Below are 21297 nucleotides of genomic sequence, written 5' to 3'. Positions count from 1 at the left end.
CAATCGCTATTCTGTCATAAACGCCCACTCTATCATCAATTGATTGTAAGCATTCAACGTATCCCAATAAGAACTTTGTAATTGCATGGCTTCGGAGAGGTTTTGCACATATTCGTAATAAGCGATCTCTCCATTTTCGTAAAGCTCTTTGGATTTTTGAATGATCAAAGCTGCCTGCGGAAGTGCCGACTCCGTATAATAACTCAGCTTCTCTTCCAGGGTTTGAACTTGAGTTTGACGTATTTGCCAATCTTTTTTCAATCGAAAACGGGCATATACCGATTCATTTTCTGCTACTTCACGTTGTAACTTCCCCGATTGCACCCTGGCTTTTTGAGGTAAAAACCACAGAGGCAATGCAATGCCTGCTTGCCACCCGGTAAACCCTTTTACCCCATTCATCTTTTGATTGAAATAACCAACTGAAAAGCGAGGACTCCATTTGGCTTTTTCCATATTTAATTGTTTGGCCGCCAGCGAACTTTTTGCAGCATAATATTGAGCCAGTGAGCTACTTTCAATCCCCTCTATTGCCAAATCGTTTGGATTGTATTTTGCTTTGCCAGGGCTTACGGGAATAACCTTCTCTTCGGCAAACAACAAACTTTGCAGTCGCTTCCGCATGGTATTCAATTCTACTTTCAACTCTTGCAAGTTGACTTCCAACTGTTGCTTTTTCGTTTCGGCTACTACTTTGGATAGCAAGTTGCTTTCTCCTGTTTCAAAGCGGAGTTTACTCACTTCTACAAAGTCTTCATACAGTTGGAGGTAGTCGTTTAGCAAAGCATATTTCTGCTCTAAAGCATTCCATTTATAATAGATACTGGTTACTTCTCTCCGAACAGCATTTTCCGTCAAATTCTTTTCTGCTTTTCTTAGGGTTTCTTGCTGACGCAGGTATCCCTTTTTGGCAAAATAATTTATCGGAGAGCCGAATTCTTGTGCAATGGTAAAATTGTAATCAGAAGAGATTTCCGAATTGATTTGCCCACGTTGATATTCCACAACAGTATTGCCTATATCCAATGAAGTTTGCCGCTCTACTTTAGCCGCATCTACCTGTAACTGTGCATTTTTAACAGTAGGATTATTAGAAATAGCCATTTCCAATGCCTCTTCCAAGGTAAGCTTCCTCCCTTCATCGGATTGAGCTTTCACTTCAGGAATAAACCATACACCCAATAGAGGAAGCCATAGAATTTTCGGAGATATTTTGACGCGAATGCCACTTTCTACAAAGCTGTAAATGACGGGTAAAACTACGAGTGTAAGCACTGTAGCTGTCACTAAACCGCCGATTACAACGGTAGCCAACGGTTGTTGTACCTCTCCACCGGCAGAGGTGGAAATCGCCATAGGTAAAAAGCCTAAGGAAGCGACCATTGCCGTCATCAATACCGGACGCAACCGCGTGGTAGTTCCTGAAATGATTCGTTCGTTCAGATTGGTAACCCCTTCTTTTTTCAGATGGTTAAAATAACTGATCAATACAATCCCATTCAGCACGGCCACACCAAACAAAGCGATAAAACCTACCCCGGCAGAAATACTGAAGGGCATATCTCTCAACCATAAAGCCCATACTCCACCGATAGCAGATAAAGGAATGGCTGAAAAAATCATCAACGCCTCTTTGATTGAGCTAAAAGCAAAATACAAGAGGACAAAAATCAATAACAATGCTGCCGGCACCGCAATTTTCAAGCGATTGGTAGCTCTTTGTAAATTTTCAAAAGCTCCTCCGTAAACGATATAATACCCAGAGGGTAATTCCAGTTTCGCTTCCAGGGTTTGCTGTATTTCATTGACCAAACTTTGAATATCCCTTTCCCGGACATTCACACCGACTGAAATAAAGCGTTGGGTATTGTCCCTGGATATTTGGAGCGGCCCCTCCGTCTGATCAATATTTGCCACTTCACTCACCGGAACTTGTGTACCAAACGAAGTTCTTACAAATAGTTGCTGATACACCTGATGTTGCTCCCTAGCTTGCTGTTCGAGTCGAACCACCAAGTCAAACTTGCGTTCTCCCTCATAAATATTTCCAGCCGACTGCCCTGACATGGCCGTATTCACTACCGTGTTCAGGTTTGAAACATCCAAACCGTAATAGGCCATTTTATCCCGGTCGTATCGAATGGAAATTTGTGGCAAGCCATCCGACTGTTGAACCCGTGTGTCTGCAGCTCCTTGAATTCCTTCAATCATTGCTGCCGCCTCACTTCCTTTTTCTGCCAACACGTCTAAATCATCCCCATAAATCTTAATAGCAACATCTGATTTCACACCGGTAATCAACTCATTGAAACGCAACTGAATGGGCTGGGTAAACTCAAATACGGCCCCGGTAATTACTTCCAGTTCCTTTTTCATTTTACTTACCAACTCTTCTCTGGACTCGGCACTTTCCCACTGTTCTTTAGGTTTTAGGGTAATCATAATATCCCCGTTTTCAATCCCCATAGGGTCCGTGGGCACTTCAGCCGTCCCGATTTTAGACACTACATGTTTTACTTCCGGGAAATGCTCTAACAAAACCTTCTCAGCCTTACTCGCCGTTTTAACACTTTCATTGAGTGAACTGCCTGGAGGCAAAGTCATTTGCATTGCCAGATCCCCCTCTTCCAAGGTAGGAATAAACACAGAACCGATATTGCTAAACAACCAAATACTACTGATCAGCATCACTAAGGCCACACTCACGGTCAACTTCCGGAACTTGAGCGCAAAATGAATAGCCGGTAAATATAATTTTTGAACCAAGGCGATAATCCTGTCGGCTATGGTTACCTTGGTCTCAACCTTTTTGCTCAAAATCAAAGACGACATCATCGGCACATACGTCAATGACAATATCAATGCGCCCAGAATGGCAAAGCTCACGGTATAGGCCATGGGTTTGAACATCTTTCCTTCCACACCTACCAGGGTCATGATGGGAATATATACAATCAGAATAATGACCATTCCGAATACAGCCGATTTCATGATTTGTGAAGCTGATTGGATCACTGTCTGATTCATTTCTCGGGAAGAGAGGGTTTTATTTTTATGCCGTTCATACAATACATGAATTACACTCTCCACAATGATGACGGCCCCGTCTACCACCAAGCCAAAATCAATGGCTCCCAAGCTCATCAAATTGGCCGAAATTCCAAATAAATTCATCATGGCAAGTGCAAACAACATGGACAAAGGAATCACCGAAGCCACTACCAACCCCGCCCGCAGATTGCCTAACAAGATCACCAGTACAAAAATGACGATCAGCCCCCCTTCTACTAAGTTATTTCTTACCGTCTTGATCACTCTATCGATTAAATCGGCCCGGTCCAGATAGGCATTAATCACAATTCCTTCAGGCAAAGACTTCTGAATTTCCGAAATTCGGGTTTTCACTCTTTCGGTGACTTCCGAGGCATTGGCATTTTTAAGCATCAAGGTAATTCCTCCTACAGCTTCCCCCTTTCCATCTTTGGTCATGGCTCCAAAACGGGGAGAAGCACCTATTTTGACTTCAGCTACGTCTTTTATTAAAATAGGGAGGTTTTTAGCCGTTTTCACCACTACTTTTTCTATTTCTTTAGCCGATTGTAACAAGCCCTCCGTTCTCAAATAAAAAGCATAGGGACCCTTTTGAATATAACTACCACCGGTATTTTCATTATTCCGGGCCAAAGCCCCTACCACTTCATCCAACGTAATGTCAAAAGCCCGGAGCTTCTCAGGCTTTACCGAGACTTCATACTGTTTCAAAAACCCGCCAAAGCTACTCACTTCCACAATTCCGGGAGTTCCGGAAAGTTGCCTTTTAACAATCCAGTCTTGCAGGGTTCGCAAATCAGTCGCTGAGTATTGAGAGACATACCCCGGTTGTACATCCAGGGTATATTGATAAATTTCACCCAGTCCGGTAGTAATAGGCATTAATTCCGGTTGTCCCAATGTTTCGGGAATCTCTCCTTTCACAAGTTGGAGTTGTTCACCAATAAGTTGCCGGGATTTCAATACCTCTACATTTTCTTCAAATACAATGGTCACGACAGAAAGGCCATACCGGGAAATCGAACGGATTTCGGTAACATCCGGAATATTTGCCATGGCAATTTCGACCGGATAGGTAATAAATTTTTCTACTTCCTGAGGGGACAAGGCAGGCGAAACGGTTACGACCTGTACCTGGTTATTTGTGATATCCGGTACAGCATCCATAGGGATCTGCTTCAGGGAATACAGCCCCCAGCCCAATAAGCCTATAACAAAAAGCCCAATCAGCAATTTGTTATTGACTGAAAAATGAATAATTCGGTCAATCATGAATACTATTACTAAAAGTTTAGTTGTAAATCAATGGAAAGGGATACAAATGGACTTTCTGAAAACAGATTCAAACCGACAGTCTTCACTCTCAGGTACAACCCACCACTACAGGGTACCATTATCTTTGAATTCTTCTTTTGATTTAAGGGTTACTTAAATAAAAGCCTCATGCAATGACACAAGCCTGTCAGGTGCTGTATACTACACACACGAAATCTGCCTAGATTAAAAAAGTCCTTTGTGAAAAACTAAACTAAATAGGGGGGACCTCTATACAGGAGGGAGGCATTCAGGTATTGAGAGACGGGAAAGCGATTCACTCGCACATAGCAGGGCGAAATGAATGCAACAGCATCCAAGGTCAATAATCTCCCGGCCAGAGTACTTGGTTCAAAACTATGACCGATGCATAATTTGTCAATATCCACTGCATCCTTTTGCGTATTGGAAGTATAGTTATCCAAATGGTCATGCCCGAGGTTCAAAGAGAAAATAGATTTCAACAGTTGAGTAAAATCCAATTCTTTTTGGGTGCTGATAGCAATGTCCTCCCTTGTAGAATGACAATGAGGCACCAAGGCATGTCCCAGCAAAAATGCTAATGCAAAGGAGAGTAGAATGAAAGAAACACGTTTTCTTTGCATAGGTTGGACATCATAATATAACAGTACACAAAGGTAGAAAATTTGAGAATAAATTTAAGCGCTATCAGGGAGAAAAAGCCCATACGGCATCATACATTTTGCGAATATTTCCGAAACAAAAGTCCCGAAAAACTTACAAGGTTTAAAATAAGGAAAATTCCCTGACTACCTTCAATAACATACCCTATTAGTTGGTAGTTAGAAATAAGCATTCGACAGAGCTCCCATATACAAAATCGTATCAAATAATCGAAATTTAATGGGTGTCTCAACACAGAAAACCCAGGCCTTTTCAGGTGAAAAAAGAGGTGTTTTGCACATAAATCAGGCATTTAATACACTTATGATAAGTTTTTAAAAAAATAATGGGCAATAAGTTTTCATTATTTCTTTAATTATTATAACTTTTCAAAGTTTTTATAAAGCAGCATCAACTTTAGCTTTTTTAACTATTAGGAATAATCAATTTTTTAACTTAAAAATGCCCTTTATAAAGACACTAAGCATTTTTTCATTCCTAAGGGCATAATGAGTAAAAGGCTAATCACAAACATTCATAGAATACAATCTTTCACCTAGTAATAACCAAACTTTTTTAACCTTGAGAATCAGGATTATTTTTAGTTTGATCAACAAGGGAGCCGTCCTGCCCTTTCACCATCAAAAGTTAATCAGAATATTGATTAATGAAATTTTGGGAAACGATCAGAAGGTTTTAGGTAAGGAGCTCTTTAACTTTTCTGGCTTAAAAGGACAAACCAAAGTGGGGCATGAAGGCTTACATTACTACTCAAAACGGGTAACGCTCGTCTTTTCTTCATTTAAAAAGAGCTTTGCCGAACTATTCATTCAAAAGTTATTTTTGCATGACCGGGTAGCCTTAGGTAATTTGATCTTAGTGCCAGAGCTGGTAGAAGAGGAAATCTTGCCGGATTTACAGTCCTCTAACAAATATTTATGTATTTCGCCTTTGGTGGTTTTGAATCAACACAACAATGACCGCAACAAGGAATTCATTCACCCTACCACAGATGATTTCTCGGATTTGTTGTATGAATCTACAATGACAAGAATGGAAGAGACAGGGAAGTATAGTAATGAAGATATCGCATCTTTCTTCCGTTTTCAGCTGATACCGGATAAAATTTATCTCAATAAGATCAATAAAGCTGAAAAGAAATTTGCCAGGATCTACACCTTGGTAGATAACAAAAGCATCAAGGAAGTGCGAGGGTATACCTTTCCGTTTTCTTTATATGCCGCACCTGAAGTTCAGGAGTTTATTTTCAAATGTGGTTTTGGAGAATTAACCAGCCATGGTTTTGGAATGGTCGATTTTTCGCATCCTAGTAACAGTAACCGTCAAGTGATTTACACTCGTAAATCAAAATTTATTCACTCTAACAATTATATCAAAGAGAGCTAATATATTTTAGTTACCTATAACGGACATGACTCCTGAAATCTTTACGATATCAGGAGTTTTTTATGTCATTGCTTTAAAGCTCTTTTCTTTAGCCTATCTTTGAAGCCATCCTAGTATCACCTTTTAATTTTCCAATTGATACCAAATATCCATTGGACTAAGAGTCAAAAATATTTGGCTGGAAGATGTTTTTACTTCTTAAGTAATTCACTAAAATTATGTAGGATGGAGTTTTGGTGCTTAATTTTGACATCTCGAATGTTTAGACGGAGCAATTATGTATTTGAAGGACTTACGAATTATTAGTTTCAAGAATTATGAGGAAAGTGAACTCCATTTCTCCGCTCAAATAAATTGCTTTACAGGAGCAAACGGATCAGGAAAAACCAATTTACTGGATGCGATTCACTACTTATGCCTTACCAAAAGTGCTTTTAATGCAATAGATGCTCAAAATATCCGTCACCAGGCCCCTCTTTTTGCCCTGCACGGTACTTTTTTTAAAAATGAAAAAGAGTATCAGGTATCTTGCGGATTAAAAGCGGGAAAGAAAAAATCTATCCGTTTAAATAAAAAAGAATACGAACGAGTCAGCGAACATATCGGACAATTCCCTTGTGTGCTCATTGCACCCAATGATACCGACTTGATCAGGGAAGGTAGCGAAACCCGTAGAAAATACTTTGACAGTATTATATCCCAAATCAACAAACCGTACTTAGAACAACTGATTTGCTACAATCAGGCACTAAAACAACGTAATATCCTACTCAAGCAATTTGCCGAACAGCGATACTTTGAACAGGACTTACTGGAACCATATGATCATATGCTGATCGACCTTTCTCAAAAAATTGCCGAACAAAGGAGAGCATTTATCACAACCTTCCAACCTCTTTTCGAAAAACACTATCAATACATTAGTGCAGCCAAAGAACAAGTGGCCCTTAACTATAGCAGTCAGGTAAAAGTATCGGGTTTCGAAGAACATTTTCGAAATAACCTGCAAAAAGATATGCATCTGCAACGTACAACTTCGGGAATACATAAAGATGACTTTGACTTTAGCATTGAGGAATACCCTTTAAAAAAATTTGGGTCACAGGGACAACAAAAGTCGTATGTAATTGCCTTAAAACTGGCGCAATTCGAAGTAATGCATCAAGCTACAGGACGGAAACCTATTTTGTTGATGGATGATATATTTGATAAATTAGATGACCTCCGAATAGCTAAACTCTTGCAAATGATTACAGAACATATATTCGGACAGGTGTTCATCACAGACGCCCGGGAAGAACGCAGTCGCCAATTAATGAAACAAGTACATGCTGAAACAATTTTTTTTGATATTGAGCAACTAAGTGCTTAACTTTTATATAGTGAAGTGAATTAACCTTTTTCTTTTTCCTGAAAAATGTTTCAAAAACGCCTCCTCTGTGTTACTTTTTTCAACAATAGCTAAAGCTATTCTTTTCAAAAAGTGCCTTGATGAGCCGGTTTTGATTCCATCTTCGGCCAAAAACTATAAGTGTAAACCACTTCACCATATAGCCTGTTTCTCATTACTCACCACTAACACACAAATTTTTGAAAATACGAGCTTTATGAAATATAAATCATACAACGATCCCTTACTACAAAAAAGGGATTTGGAATCATTGCCGATCAAATCAGCCATTCAAAAACTTTTGAAGGTGTATCGTTTGGAGAAGCGGTATAAAAATGCCGTGATTATCAATTCATGGGCGGAAGTCATGGGAAATACAGTGGCTAAGCGTACTACAAATCTTTTCATCAAAGACAAAACACTGTTTGTAAAAATCAACTCTGCCCCTTTGAAAAGCGAACTGAACATGTCAAAGACTAAAATCGTACAATTGCTTAATCAACATGTAAAAGAAAAGGTATTGGAAGATATTATCTTTCTTTAACTTTAATAGAAATGTTGTATCCTTATTTCAATTTTCAATAAAATAAGCCAATCTCATTTTCAGTAATAAAACTTAAAACTCACTAGAACTATTAAAAAAATATTGAATTGACATGAAAAATAATTATGTGGTGATTATGGCCGGAGGCATTGGGAGCCGTTTTTGGCCATTTAGCCGGCAAAACCACCCCAAGCAGTTTCAAGACATCCTGGGAACAGGAAAAACCTTGATTCAACAAACCACCGACCGCTTTAAAGAGGTTTGTTCTCAAGAAAACATATATATTGTCACCAATGATATTTATTACGATTTGGTAAAGGAGCAATTACCCTTTATTCCTGACGAACAAATATTACTAGAACCCATAATGCGTAATACAGCCCCTTGTATTGCCTATGCTTGTTATAAGATTGCGGCTAAAAACCCCAATGCCAATATTGTCATCTCGCCTGCCGACCATATCATTTTAAAAGAAGGAGAATTCACCCGGGCAGTCACGACCGTATTAGACGAAACCGCCAAAAATCAAGATATCCTGGCGACACTCGGAATCCAACCCAGCAGACCGGATACAGGTTACGGCTATATTCAGGTGCTTTTCAACCAACCCATGGGAGCTCTGTCTAAAGTCAAAACCTTTACTGAAAAGCCAAAACTGGAATTGGCCCAAGCTTTTATGGAAAGTGGGGATTTTGTTTGGAATGCCGGGATTTTCATTTGGCATGTGCAGGCAATTCTAAAAGCGTTTAAAAAGCACCTTCCTTCCATCGGTGACCTCTTTGAAAAGATCTCTCATCATTACTATACAGAGCAAGAAAAAGAAACCATCAAGGAAACCTATTATATGTGTAAAAACATTTCCATTGATTACGGAATCATGGAAAAAGCAAAGGATGAAGTATATGTATTGCCTTGTGACCTTGGTTGGTCTGACTTGGGTACATGGAAATCACTCTTTGAGCTTTCAGAAAAAAACGAACACCAAAATGTACTCCATGGCAATGTATTGGCCTATGACACAACCAACTGTATCATTAAAACTCCCAGTGACCGGTTGGTAGTAGTACAGGGTTTGTCTAACTACATCGTAGCCGAAAAAGACAATGTCTTACTGATATGTAATAAAGACGAAGAGCAACGGATCAAACAATACCTGACGGAAGCCAAAGAGAAAAAAGGCAAAGAATTTAGTTAAACAACTGTTTTTTAAACCGACAAGCGACCTGGGAAAAGTCGCTTGTCGGTTTTTGTATTTTTATACCCAAAGCTATTTATTCTACACACTTAGCTTTCTTTCCCCGTTTTTTCTTCACTTTAGGCGGCTTTCTTTTATTCGCAGTTCCACTTATGTTGGCTTTTGCCCCTTTCCGGTGCTTTTCTCCATATTTAGCATTTTGTTTTTGATGCCACTTACTACCCCTCACTAATTTTCCTCCTATCATCTGATGTGTATGGATCATCTTCACCCGGCAGCTGGTAATAGGACACCTGGGACGGCAAGCTTGAAAAAACGATACGATTAAACTAAATAGTAATACAATAATGAATTGTCGAAAGCGCATGCCAGGGTTCTGTTTTAAATGGAATATCCGTCAGTTTATGAGAGCTTTAACCCGCGCAAGAAACAAACCAAAATTGTCTGTTTCGTAGGTATACAATCATAAAATTATCATCTTTGTACAGAGAGAAAGACAAAAAAACTTATCTCCCATATATTAGATTCAAACACTCCTAACGGAACGTACAAAGATCTATAAGGTAGATTATTACTTAGCAAAAAGATGTTAGTAAACTTTTATAAATATCAGGGAACCGGTAACGACTTTGTCATCATTGATGACCGGGAAGAGCAATTTGATATTGCTAATTATCAATTAGTAAACTGGCTATGTCATAGAAGGTTTGGTATTGGGGCCGATGGCTTGATCTTACTTCGAAATGCCGAAGGTTACGATTTTAGAATGGTTTATTTCAATGCTGACGGCCATGAAGGTTCGATGTGTGGAAATGGAGGACGCTGTATCGTTGCATTTGCGAAGTTTTTAGGCATATTTGACAAACAAACCTCTTTTATTGCAGTAGACGGACCCCATCAAGCTTTTGTGAAAGAAGGACTGGTTCATCTAAAAATGGGTAATGTGGAAGAGATTGAGACAGGCAAAGATTTCTTTTTTATGGATACAGGCTCTCCACATTATATTCAATTTGTGAAAAACATAGAGGATATAGACGTAGTCAAAGAAGGACAAAAAATCCGCTATAACGACCGCTTTGCTGCGGAAGGAACAAATGTTAATTTTGTGCAAAAATCCGATAACAATTCCATCAAAGTACGGACTTACGAAAGAGGGGTAGAAGATGAAACTCTTTCTTGCGGCACAGGGGTAACAGCTTCAGCTATTGCTGCCAATCAACAAGGTATGCAAAGCCCGATCGATGTAGAAGCTTTGGGAGGAAACCTTCAAATCGCTTTTCAACAAACAAACCACCTATATCAGGATATTTACTTGACCGGACCGGCCCAACAAGTATTTAAAGGCACGATAGACACTCAATTATTCAAAGGGTAGACGACTCGTTTCCCTCTCCTTTGGAATAAATTCTATTTTTTTATCTCAACCAATGATCTCCAATCAGTGTCTTATGGGTAGGCAGGGCGATCTTGTGGTGTTGTAATCAGGTAATCCATGAAGCAAATCCCTTTTCACAAGGCATATATTACCGGAAAAGAACAAACTTATATCCAACAAGTATTGGAGAGTAAGAAAGTGGCCGGAGGTGGTCGTTTTACCATCCAATGCCATGAATTCTTAAAAAAGCGCTTTGCGTTTCCTGAAGTATTTTTGACTTCTTCCTGTACCGATGCGCTGGAAATGAGCGCCTTGTTGCTCGATATCAAAGAGGGAGACGAAGTCATTTTGCCGGCATATACCTTTGTTTCTACGGCAAATGCGTTTTTGCTCAGAGGAGCAAAAGTGCGGTTTTGTGACAGCAAACCGGATCACCCCAACATAGACTTAGAGCAGGCCGAAATGTTGATTAATAAACGTACCAAGGCCATTGTATTGGTGCATTATGGCGGATTTGCTTGTGATATGGATAAAGCATTGGAAATAAGCCAGCAATATTCTTTGGAGCTCATTGAAGATGCGGCTCATGCAATCCAGGCTTATTACAAAGGAAAAAGTGTAGGCAGTTTTGGAAAGCTGGCCACCTTGTCCTTCCATGAGACAAAGAATATTATTTCCGGTGAAGGAGGAGCTCTGGTAGTCAACAACCCTCAGTGGGTGGAAAGGGCCAAAGTGCTAAGAGAAAAAGGAACCAATAAAACGGACTTCCTTGCCAAAAAGGTCAGTCATTACGAGTGGGTAGATATAGGCTCTTCCTATTTACCATCTGAGATTACAGCCGCCTTTTTATGGGCCCAGTTAGAAGGACTGGAAGCCATACAACAACAAAGGCATATACTATGGGAGCGCTATTATCAAGCACTAAAACCATTGGCTGAGGCCGGGAAGATTGAACTACCCAAGGTAACAGCCGACTTTCAGCACAATGCAAGTCTGTTTTATTTGGTTTGTAATAGTGCCACAGAAAGAAGGGATTTGATTGCTTTCTTAAAAGAACGTGGAGTGGAATCCACTTTTCACTATATCGCTTTGCATCAAACCCGCTATTATACACAACATTATGCGTCTTTGGCTTTACCCAATGCTGAGAAATACAGTCAACAGCTATTGCGCTTACCATTCTATACAGAGCTTACTGAAGCCGAGGTGGAATACATAAGTGAATTGGTGATAGAATTTTACGAAAGGTAGAATAACTACTGATCCATGTATATAGGCAAATTAACAAGGGGATTCCCTACGGTGTAAAAAAATTTATTATTTTTATATTAATCATCTTTAAAATGTATTAGCCCCCATTTGGGACTGGTCATATTTTAGAAAAAAAGCCCAGAGTAGATCTTTACTATACAAACAACCCAACCAGGATATGAAGAAATTCACCCTATACTTTGTTTCGTTGTCGATCCTTTTTTCCTGGGGATGCTCTTCAACGTTTAAAACAGCCCGGAAAAAGTACGACCGGGGCGAATTCAATACAGCAATAGGCGTCTTTGAAAAAGCCATGAAAGAAGGCAATTCTAAAAATGCCGGCCGGATCAACTTTTACATCGGGGAATGCTACCGCCTTTCTAACCGCATCTGGGAAGCCGAACCCTACTATACACAAGCCCTTCAAGCCGGATTTACCGAAAACGATGTGATTTTTCATCATGCCTATGCCTTAAAGGCCAATGGACGGTACGAAGAAGCTTCTGCTAAATTCCAACAATATTTCACCTCCGGAGGGGACCTGAATAAGCGCAGACGGGCCAAAGAAGAAATTGAAATCATAAAAAACCTGGCACCTCTCTTGGAAGAACACGAATATATCAAAGTAACCAATTGCGAAGCACTCAATAGCAGCAACTCGGAGTACGCGCCTGTATTTTATCAGGATAGATTGGTGTTTACCTCCAACCGGGATGCAGAAAAAGTCTATGAAGCCACAGGTACCGGATTTACAGATTTATTTTATTACAACATTCAGGATCAAGACTTATGCAATGGCACTGTAGAGCGGTTTAATGAATTTATTAACTTGCCCGAATTTCACGAGGCCTCTCCTACTTTCTCTCACAATGGAAAAACCATGATTTTTGCCCGGAGTAACAGTGGTAAAAAGAAAGAAGAATATCAGGAAGTTAATTTATACATCTCCCGCCTGGAAGATGATGAATGGTCGGAACCTGAAGTGCTGCCCATCAGCGCAAAAGATGCCTGGGACGGATGTCCGGCCATCTCTGCGGATGGTAAAACGCTTTATTTTGCTTCGAACCGTCCGGGAGGTTATGGCGGACTGGATATTTGGCGGGCAACAAAAAACTCCCGTGGACAATGGGCCCGGGTCAGTAATTTGGGTAGTAAAGTCAATACTTCCGGGAACGAAATGTTTCCTTTTGTGTCGCGCGATGCAAAACTGTATTTTGCCTCTGACGGCCACCCGGGTATCGGAGGCTTGGATATTTTTGTAGCCACCCGGAAATCCGGCAAAATCAATATTGAAAACATGGGCAAACCCTATAACTCTCCCGCAGATGACTTTGCCCTCACATTTAAAGATCCGAAAACCGGTTTTTTCAGTTCAAACCGCAACTCAGCAACGGCCAAAGGGGATGACGATATCTACTATTTCGTGGATGAAACCCCGGAATTGAAGAAAGTGAATTATTATTTGGCAGGTACGGCTTATGAAGAAAAAGAGGTAGAGAATGAGCTGTTGTCCAATGTAGCCTTAGCATTGATTAACGACTTAGGTGAGCGAATTGACTCTACGTATTCGGACTCTGTAGGAAGATACCGCTTTGAACCTAAACTTTTGATGGGTGTCACCTATACGATTGTGGCCGAAAAAGACAGCTTTTTGGTACAAGAAGTTGAATATCCGACAGCAGGGAAAGAAGTGGATCAAAAAGACCTGACCGAACCTGAAACCGATATTGTCCTGGAGTCTGAAGTCCATTTGGCCAAAGACATCTTTAGAGGTATTGAAACCGGGAAAATGTTTACCCTGGAAAATATCTACTATGATTATGACAAGTTTGACATCCGTACGGATGCCGCCAAAGAGTTGGATAAATTAGTGACATTCTTAAAATCCAACCCTGACATTCGCATAGAATTAGGTTCTCATACGGATAGCCGGGAAAGGACCCGGGGATACAACATACGCTTGTCCAAAAAGCGGGCTAAGGCTGCCGTAGATTATATTGTGTCCAAAGGAATTAATCCTGACAGGATTGAAGCGAAAGGCTACGGAGCCACCTTACCGGTAGTGGAAGATGCCATCACGGAAGAAGAGCACCAGCTCAACAGACGGACCACAATTTTCATCTTAGACGATGGTGAGGCCCTGCCAGAAGAAGAATAATACCTTTAATCTGCGAAATCATGGGGATTATAGAAATCTCTTTGAAGGATTTCTCAGTAAATCATAACTTAAAAGCCTTACAATTCAGTAAGGCTTTTTATCTATAAAGCAGAAGACGCACATGAAAAAAGATACATTGTCCGGTAACCTTCCTTCCACTCCGGTGGAACAGCTCCTATTTTCCGAAAGTGGCTATCATTTTCATGCTTTGAATAAAGGCTGGCGTATTTCCAAAAGAATCCTCTACTGGATTTGCCAAATAGGGGGATGGACTACCTATGGCGCCTACTTGACCTTTTTACAGTCCACCAATGGCAACCTTTCACAACAGGTGCTGGTCGATACCGTGGTAACCACTCTTTGTCTATTAGTTCTTTCTCATTTTTATAGAAATTATATTGTAAAAAATCATTGGATCAAACTCCTCTTCGGCAAATTGCTGTTAAGAATTATCCTCACCTCTTTCCTGTTATCTTTGTTCTTTATTCCTATTGCATTGGGTATCACATCCTTGATCAATCAACAATATTTACAATCACAGCTCACTTCCAGTAACCTGATCACGTCCCTATTAGGCGGAGCTTTTTTATTTTTCAGTTGGTCCGTATGTTATTTCCTTTACCATTATGTTTCCAGTTACAATCGAAATCTCAAATGGGAAGCCTTGGTCAATGAATTCGAACTCAATAAACTACGCTCTCAGCTCAACCCTCATTTTATTTTCAATGCATTAAATACGGTAAATGCGTTGATTGACGAAGACCCGGTCAAAGCCAAAGCTTCTGTGTATCAACTCTCCAACATCCTGCGCAACTCTCTGTTGATGGATAAGAAAAAAGTAATCCCTTTTGAGGAAGAATTTAAGATTGTAAGAGATTATTTGGCTTTGGAAAGTACCCGTTTTGAGGAACGCCTGAAGGTAGAATACCATATCCAGGAAGAAAGTCTGCAATACAAAGTCCCCCCTCTTATGATTCAGACAATTGTGGAAAACGGGATCAAACATGGAATTTCAAAACTTAAAAACGGAGGTTTTATCAACATCACCACCAAAGTGGATAATGATGAGGTTTTGGTGTTTGAAATCCGGAACTCCGGTCAATACAAGCCAATAGGCAAGCAAGAGGGGTATGGCCTGAAAAGCACCATTCAACGGTTAAAATTGCTCTACAATGAAAAGGCCTCCTTCCAGATTGTCAATGAAAATCAACAAGTGCTTACTGAAATACGCATTCCTAAATGGAACAATGCGGATCCTGTTATTTCCAGTACATAAGTGGAACAGTATACTTCTATCCAGAATCAAAAAAGTCCGTTCATATATTCAAAGATGAACGGACTTTTTTGCTTATAAATACCTTTTGGTAAGATCTTGATAAGCATCAATTCTACGGTCGCGAAAGAATGGCCAGATACGCCTTACATCTTCCGTACGTTTTTTATCAATTTCTACCACCAGATTTTCTTCTTTATCCCCTGAAGCCTGAAGCAAGTACTCTCCTTGTGGGCCGCATACAAAACTATGCCCCCAAAAGTCAATCCCTTGTGTAATTCCGGCAAAATCCGGTTCATGCCCCACCCGGTTAATGCTCACCACAGGCAGACCGTTTGCTACGGCATGTGCCCTTTGTGAAATTATCCAAGCATTGCGTTGGCGGTCTTTTTCACTTTGATCATCCAAAGGGTCATATCCGATGGCCGTAGGATAAATCAAAAGCTCGGCTCCGGCCATTGCCATCAGCCGGGCGGCTTCCGGATACCATTGATCCCAACATACCAACACGCCTAACTTCCCCACAGAAGTTTGGATAGGCTGAAAACCTAAATCCCCCGGAGTAAAATAAAACTTTTCGTAAAAGGCCGGATCATCCGGGATATGCATTTTGCGATACGTTCCGGCAATGGAACCGTCCTTTTCAAACACGACAGCCGTATTGTGGTAAATTCCCGGTGCCCGTTTTTCAAATAAAGATGTCACCAATACGATCCGAAGCCTCCGGGCTACCTCACTAAATTCTTCCGTTGACGGCCCCGGGATAGCTTCCGCCAAATCAAACTGATTGACATCTTCTGCCTGACAGAAATAAATATTGGTGTGCAACTCTTGCAAGGTCACCAACTCAGCTCCTTGTGCAACACAGGCTTCAATTCCTTGAATGGTTTTCGCAATATTTTCCTCCCGGTGAGGCGAACAGTTTTGCTGTACCAATCCTACTTTTAACACACTGTCATTCATGTATTTACCAAAATATAATAATCACTACTGCGAAGTTAAAGGGTTCTTGTGAAAAAACAGTAATCCTTCTAAAAGATCACTCACCTCCAATTAAAGTCCAAAGGCTTCTAATAATTACCTATAAACCGATACTTTTGCCTACTTCAAATTTATCTAGGTTCCCAATTAGTAATTGAAATTTATAAACTAAATCATCCATGTTAAAGTCTACTATTTTCATTCTTCTCAGTACTATTTTTTTTACTTCTTGTGCATTTCACAATGGCAACCTCTCCGGGACTACCGTAGTGCTAGACCCTAGTTACAAACCGGTAGGATTGGCCTATGGTACTGCTCAAACCAGTAAGGCTTTTGGAATCGGGGGAAATTCAAAAGACGCCTTGGTACTGGAAGCCAAAAAAAGCATGTACCTCAACTACCCGCTTGAGTCCGGACAAGTGTATGGGAATTACACCATTGATTTTAAAAATTCCATTAACCCCTTCACACAAACCACCAAAGTCATTGTCTCGGCTGATATTTTAAGCAATGACTCTACCGCTACCTGGAAAATATCAGATGAATTGGGAGAGAGAGTATTGCAAATAGACGGCTTTTCCATCGGGCAGGAAGTGATCATAAAAAGTAAAAAAGGAGAAGCTCCCTTAAAAGGGAAAATTCTTAACTCAGAAGATGAAGACGGTCCATTCTTAGTGGGGTATACCAATCAATATGGGATTTATAAAACTGAAAGTATACCAGCTTGGGACTTACAATTTGAAGTGGAAAAAAATGAGAAGTTCACCCAAAAAGTTGAGAAAAAAACGGCTGAAAAGGAATTAAAAGTAGGAGATAAAGTGATGTTCAAAAAATATTATACTGAAGAAAAAGGAGTAATTTTAGAAATTATAAAGGAAAAATCAAAAGCACTTATTGAATATCAAGATAACAAAGAAAAGAAACTTCAAGTAAAAGTCCCCCTTTCAAGAGTTCGCAAAATAGAAAACACTACCAATGAATAATTTAACTAATCCACCGGGTGAACAGCATCATCCACCCGGTGGATTACCCTCCCACTTTTAGCAACTGCTACCATCATTATTCTTTGTCAAGAAGTCTGCATAAGTTGTCAAAGAAGTAGTACTCACTAAAAGGTATTACTTCTTTGATAAACCATATTTTCATTAACTATGTTAAAATCAACCCTTTACATTATTATTGGTACCCTATTCCTCTCTTCTTGCGCATTTCATTATGGTAACCTTTCCGGAACTTCCGCTACTAGCCGCCCTGTAGGCCTCGCTTATGGCACTTCCGAGACTAAGAAATTCCTGGGAATCGGAGGCAACTCAAAAGATGCCTTGGTATTAGAAGCCAAAAAGAACATGTACCTCAACTATCCGTTAGAGCCGGGCCAGGTTTACGGAAACTTCACCATTGATTTTAAAAAATCCATTAACCCTTTCACACAAAGTACCAAAGTCATTGTCTCGGCTGATATTTTAAGCAATGACTCTACCGCTGCCTGGTCAGTTTCTAAGGAAGTGGGAGAGAAAAAGATAGAATTAAAAGGCTATGAAATTGGGGAAGAAGTCTTATTTAAAAATAGAAAAGGCAGTAAAATCTTTAAAGGAAAACTGCTGGATATAGGAGGTGATAACACCGTCATTATCGGTTATACAAACCTGAAAGGAATTTATACTGCGAGTAAAATATTCGTCTGGCAAATTCAAGCCAAACTCAAAGATTCCACACAGGTTTTAAACAGGAAATTTGAAGTGGGAGAAACCGTAAAATTCACTAAGTACATTTTGCTATTTGACTCTGATACAAAACCTCAGGTGAAAGAGGTTCCCAGAGTATTTGAAGGTACCATTTTAAAAATTATTCCTTCGAGAAATAAAGCTTTGGTCGAATACCAAAACGAAAGAAATAAAAAACACCGCACAAAAATGTTGTTATCCAGCCTGATCAAACTAGAAAACCCTACAGTGGAATAATCCCTCGTTATAGATCACACCGGATGAACCCGTGAAGTCCACTGCTCATCCGGTGTTTTTTATTGTTTACAGATAATCTTCAAGTTTTACAGCAAATACCGCCCGGTTTTCCTGGCCATATTTTGAACTTTCGTATTCTGTCAAGTTCCATAAATACCCGGTACTTTCTTCATAGTACAAATCTTCTGCCCCATGAGGCCAGCGGTAGCGCACTCCGGCTTCCGTACCGTCATGATAACGCAACATACGGGCAGTAGATCCTTGATAAGAGCTTTTGCCTGTAATAGCCATCCAGGTGATATCACCCATCCGGTAAACGCCTTGCATATTATAAACTACCGGATCGTATTTGTCTTTTGGGGTAATCACTTCTGCCACAACTTGGGTTTGGATTTGCCCTTGGCTATTCAGGCGGAAACCAAAGATTTGCGGAGTTTTGGTGCTGGATGATTTGATATACTGACCTGTCCAAAGCATTTTTTGAGTAGAGCCAGGCACGTTTCCGAGAGAGATGCAAGAAAATGGTGAGCCATTGGTGATTTTATAATAACCGACTTGTGGCAACACATAGCGGTAATTGAATGCCTTCAATGTGCCGTCACTTTCTTTTCCAATGCGGTTTTTGCTTGGGTCTGATTCGACTTCAACAAACTTATTTAAATCAAATACCCGTATTCCTAGTTTAGTATCTGCTACATACATCAAATTGTTATAACAGGCCACTCCTCCGGCATGAATGGTAACCGGTGCAAATTCCTCCAATTGCTCATAAGGGTTAGAGGATTTATAAAGGTCAGAATTGCTCATATTATCTTTGTCCTGTACCAACAACAGCAAACGGTACTTGATATCGTTCATATTGGTAATATCGATCAATGAGATTCGTACCCCCTTATGTTGATTATAAACCCCTGCAATATTGGAGGGACCGATTCCATACCAAGTGACTACCAAATAGCGTCTTCCATTTTGGGTAAACCCACTGATTCCTTGTGGTCGCCAATCTTCCGTGGCTTGGTCGCCACTGTTCCATTTAAACCCTTCTTGTTGATAATTTGCAGGGATATTGAATCCGTATACCGAATTATAACCATTAGCCGTAGCGGAACGGTTTAAGCTAAGTTGGTCTACAGATAAAAAACCAAAGCCAGCCATACCGTTGATAAAATCACTTTCGGCAGTATAGGTAACACTTATGGCACTGGCGGCAATGTTTTCTGGAGATTTGAGTTGATTCTCCTGGGTTTCCGGTTGCATTTCACTGGACTTACAGGAAATAAGCCCTATAAATAAGACTAAAATGAAGTAAACAGACTGCATGTTTTCAGATTTTTTCGGTGAGATAGTATGAGTGCCAACGGAACACAGTTAGTTGTGGAAATGGATGGTAACAATGAAACAAACTATGTTTTTGTATATCCGCTGGCACACTTTATTAGCACAAGTAGGAAAGAAAAATCAGACTACCTACCCTACTGCCTCTTCTACACAACCCAATCAAATAACTTTCTGATAAGGTAGTAATCAGCCATATGAAAAAGCATAGAAGTGGTTTAAACTTATAGTTTTTGACCGAAAATGGAATCAAAACCAGCTCATCAAGGCACTTTTTGAAAAGAATAGCCAAAGCTATTGTTGAAAAAAGTAACACAGAGGAGGCGTTTTTGAAACATTTCAAAAAAAAGAAAAAGTTTAATTCACTTCATAGAAAAAAATACAGAACCCTGTACCTTTTCTATAAGGATATTATTTATTGTAAGCCACCTAAAATTTCCCCGGGCTTATCCGTAGTGATGCTTTTCACGCCAATTGTCTGTAACTCGTTGGCTCTTTCCAGGTCATTTACCGTCCAGGTATGTACCTCAAGGCCCAATTCCCCTGCTGTTTTGACGACCTCCGCATCGATCACTTTGTGGCTCAGATCCACCCCGTCCAGTTTGTCTTTCTTCACTTTTTCAAACAAACTCTTATAATCTTCCGGCAATTTACTACTTAGCCAATAAGCTTTGTTTTCAGGAAAAGCCTCTTTAGTAGCCACAATTGTTTCGTAATCAAAAGCGATAAATAGAATTTGTTCTTTTTTCGGATGTTGAGCAAGCATTTCCTTCAAAAGGGGAACTACTGTTTTTTCACACTTAATTTCTACATATAGCTTTTTTCCTGCCGGAATGGTTTCAATCACTTCTTCCAAAAAGGGAAGAGGTTCTCCCTCGTACTTTACATCTTTCCAGCTACCGGCCTCCAATGCTCTCAGGGAGTCTGCAAGCGTTTCTTTTACCAACATATCCGCTCCACAGGTCCGTTTGGTATTTTTATCATGAATCACCATGATCCGTTGGTCTTTCGAGGTATGAATATCCACTTCTACCGCATCGGCATTTTGCTGCCAGGCTAATTGGGCCGAGGCCACGGTGTTTTCAGGTGCTTCAAAGGAAGCTCCCCGGTGGGCGACAATCAAACTTTTCATTTCAGTACTTTCTTGTTGTGTGGACTGACAGCCAAAAAGCCAAAGTGCCAAACAGCTGACGGGGATAAATTTAGATAGCATTTTTTAGGATATTTTGATTCTTTAATTTTTTTCTAAAGATAGCACTTTATTTCAGTTGTTTAGTGAATGAGTAATATGGTGAATAAATGAATGAAAGCTAGGGAGAAATGACAAGAAATGCTCAACTTAGTATCTTAAGGCATTAAATTTTCCCTGTAGCAATAAGTGCCTTTTCACCTAAAGGCTTTTGAGTAACTCATTCACTATTTCACTCATTCACCAAAC

The 21297-nt window shown here is 40.1% G+C and carries 16 protein-coding genes; 10 read left to right on the top strand and 6 right to left on the bottom strand.

The features are described from left to right. Positions 1–6: 6 nt before the first annotated feature. Together AAG747_RS20365 and AAG747_RS20360 are read right to left on the bottom strand one after the other, a co-directional pair. Positions 7–4323 carry a CusA/CzcA family heavy metal efflux RND transporter gene (locus AAG747_RS20365; RefSeq protein ID WP_346823067.1) on the bottom strand — a complete coding sequence of 1439 codons (4317 nt, stop codon included), beginning with the start codon at positions 4321–4323 and terminating at the stop codon, positions 7–9. A gap of 251 nt (positions 4324–4574) precedes the next feature. Further along, positions 4575–4970, bottom strand: coding sequence for a hypothetical protein (locus tag AAG747_RS20360; protein WP_346823066.1), 396 nt, complete (start codon positions 4968–4970; stop codon positions 4575–4577). 601 nt (positions 4971–5571) lie between these two features. On the opposite strand from AAG747_RS20360, the gene AAG747_RS20355 reads away from it, so the two are divergent. From AAG747_RS20355 to AAG747_RS20340, 4 genes are all read left to right on the top strand, one after another. Then, positions 5572–6396, top strand: a complete 825-nt coding sequence (locus AAG747_RS20355) for a CRISPR-associated endoribonuclease Cas6 (protein WP_346823065.1) — start codon at positions 5572–5574, stop codon at positions 6394–6396. A gap of 277 nt (positions 6397–6673) precedes the next feature. Then, positions 6674–7768 (top strand): DNA replication/repair protein RecF, encoded by a 1095-nt coding sequence (gene recF / locus AAG747_RS20350; RefSeq protein ID WP_346823064.1) that lies wholly within the window; start codon positions 6674–6676, stop codon positions 7766–7768. A gap of 235 nt (positions 7769–8003) precedes the next feature. Continuing rightward, entirely contained in the window at positions 8004–8330 is a 327-nt protein-coding gene (locus AAG747_RS20345; protein WP_346823063.1) for a DciA family protein, read from the top strand. A 112-nt stretch (positions 8331–8442) separates the two neighbouring features. Further along, on the top strand, positions 8443–9525 hold the full coding sequence (locus tag AAG747_RS20340) for a mannose-1-phosphate guanylyltransferase (protein WP_346823062.1): 1083 nt from the start codon (positions 8443–8445) through the stop codon (positions 9523–9525). A gap of 76 nt (positions 9526–9601) precedes the next feature. Here AAG747_RS20340 and AAG747_RS20335 read toward each other — a convergent pair whose 3' ends face one another. After that, positions 9602–9892, bottom strand: a complete 291-nt coding sequence (locus AAG747_RS20335) for a hypothetical protein (protein WP_346823061.1) — start codon at positions 9890–9892, stop codon at positions 9602–9604. A 219-nt stretch (positions 9893–10111) separates the two neighbouring features. On the opposite strand from AAG747_RS20335, the gene dapF reads away from it, so the two are divergent. From dapF to AAG747_RS20315, 4 genes are all read left to right on the top strand, one after another. Next, complete coding sequence (gene dapF / locus AAG747_RS20330; protein WP_346823060.1) at positions 10112–10900, top strand: diaminopimelate epimerase; 789 nt, start codon at positions 10112–10114, stop codon at positions 10898–10900. A 117-nt stretch (positions 10901–11017) separates the two neighbouring features. Beyond that, positions 11018–12151, top strand: a complete 1134-nt coding sequence (rffA, locus tag AAG747_RS20325) for a dTDP-4-amino-4,6-dideoxygalactose transaminase (protein ID WP_346823059.1) — start codon at positions 11018–11020, stop codon at positions 12149–12151. Between the two features lie 178 nt (positions 12152–12329). After that, entirely contained in the window at positions 12330–14309 is a 1980-nt protein-coding gene (locus AAG747_RS20320) for a CHU_0125 family OmpA-like outer membrane integrity protein (protein ID WP_346823058.1), read from the top strand. A 121-nt stretch (positions 14310–14430) separates the two neighbouring features. Further along, a complete protein-coding gene (locus tag AAG747_RS20315; protein ID WP_346823057.1) occupies positions 14431–15585 on the top strand; it encodes a sensor histidine kinase in 1155 nt (384 codons plus the stop codon). Positions 15586–15657: 72 nt separating this feature from the next. On the opposite strand, the gene AAG747_RS20310 is transcribed toward AAG747_RS20315, so the two are convergent. Then, a complete protein-coding gene (locus AAG747_RS20310; RefSeq protein WP_346823056.1) occupies positions 15658–16545 on the bottom strand; it encodes a carbon-nitrogen hydrolase in 888 nt (295 codons plus the stop codon). A 197-nt stretch (positions 16546–16742) separates the two neighbouring features. On the opposite strand from AAG747_RS20310, the gene AAG747_RS20305 reads away from it, so the two are divergent. Then, positions 16743–17546, top strand: coding sequence for a DUF6567 family protein (locus tag AAG747_RS20305; protein WP_346823055.1), 804 nt, complete (start codon positions 16743–16745; stop codon positions 17544–17546). A gap of 168 nt (positions 17547–17714) precedes the next feature. Beyond that, positions 17715–18524, top strand: coding sequence for a DUF6567 family protein (locus AAG747_RS20300; protein WP_346823054.1), 810 nt, complete (start codon positions 17715–17717; stop codon positions 18522–18524). 66 nt (positions 18525–18590) lie between these two features. Here the strand turns inward: AAG747_RS20300 and AAG747_RS20295 are convergent, their stop codons facing one another. After that, positions 18591–19844, bottom strand: a complete 1254-nt coding sequence (locus AAG747_RS20295; RefSeq protein ID WP_346823053.1) for a hypothetical protein — start codon at positions 19842–19844, stop codon at positions 18591–18593. Positions 19845–20274: 430 nt separating this feature from the next. Beyond that, positions 20275–21072, bottom strand: a complete 798-nt coding sequence (locus AAG747_RS20290) for a glycerophosphodiester phosphodiesterase family protein (RefSeq protein ID WP_346823052.1) — start codon at positions 21070–21072, stop codon at positions 20275–20277. Between the last annotated feature and the right edge of the window lie 225 nt (positions 21073–21297).

This window comes from Rapidithrix thailandica, from assembly GCF_039710355.1.
Taxonomy (GTDB): Bacteria; Bacteroidota; Bacteroidia; order Cytophagales; family Flammeovirgaceae; genus Rapidithrix; species Rapidithrix thailandica.
This window is presented reverse-complemented; position numbering and strand designations above follow the sequence as displayed.

Excerpts from the sequence above, each read along its gene's own strand:
- AAG747_RS20365 (WP_346823067.1), bottom strand. The coding sequence starts at position 4,323 with ATGATTGACCGAATTATTCATTTTTCAGTCAATAACAAATTGCTGATT.
- AAG747_RS20360 (WP_346823066.1), bottom strand. The coding sequence starts at position 4,970 with ATGCAAAGAAAACGTGTTTCTTTCATTCTACTCTCCTTTGCATTAGCA.
- recF (WP_346823064.1), top strand. The coding sequence starts at position 6,674 with ATGTATTTGAAGGACTTACGAATTATTAGTTTCAAGAATTATGAGGAA.
- AAG747_RS20345 (WP_346823063.1), top strand. The coding sequence starts at position 8,004 with ATGAAATATAAATCATACAACGATCCCTTACTACAAAAAAGGGATTTG.
- AAG747_RS20340 (WP_346823062.1), top strand. The coding sequence starts at position 8,443 with ATGAAAAATAATTATGTGGTGATTATGGCCGGAGGCATTGGGAGCCGT.
- AAG747_RS20335 (WP_346823061.1), bottom strand. The coding sequence starts at position 9,892 with ATGCGCTTTCGACAATTCATTATTGTATTACTATTTAGTTTAATCGTA.
- dapF (WP_346823060.1), top strand. The coding sequence starts at position 10,112 with ATGTTAGTAAACTTTTATAAATATCAGGGAACCGGTAACGACTTTGTC.
- rffA (WP_346823059.1), top strand. The coding sequence starts at position 11,018 with ATGAAGCAAATCCCTTTTCACAAGGCATATATTACCGGAAAAGAACAA.
- AAG747_RS20320 (WP_346823058.1), top strand. The coding sequence starts at position 12,330 with ATGAAGAAATTCACCCTATACTTTGTTTCGTTGTCGATCCTTTTTTCC.
- AAG747_RS20315 (WP_346823057.1), top strand. The coding sequence starts at position 14,431 with ATGAAAAAAGATACATTGTCCGGTAACCTTCCTTCCACTCCGGTGGAA.
- AAG747_RS20310 (WP_346823056.1), bottom strand. The coding sequence starts at position 16,545 with ATGAATGACAGTGTGTTAAAAGTAGGATTGGTACAGCAAAACTGTTCG.
- AAG747_RS20305 (WP_346823055.1), top strand. The coding sequence starts at position 16,743 with ATGTTAAAGTCTACTATTTTCATTCTTCTCAGTACTATTTTTTTTACT.
- AAG747_RS20300 (WP_346823054.1), top strand. The coding sequence starts at position 17,715 with ATGTTAAAATCAACCCTTTACATTATTATTGGTACCCTATTCCTCTCT.
- AAG747_RS20295 (WP_346823053.1), bottom strand. The coding sequence starts at position 19,844 with ATGCAGTCTGTTTACTTCATTTTAGTCTTATTTATAGGGCTTATTTCC.
- AAG747_RS20290 (WP_346823052.1), bottom strand. The coding sequence starts at position 21,072 with ATGCTATCTAAATTTATCCCCGTCAGCTGTTTGGCACTTTGGCTTTTT.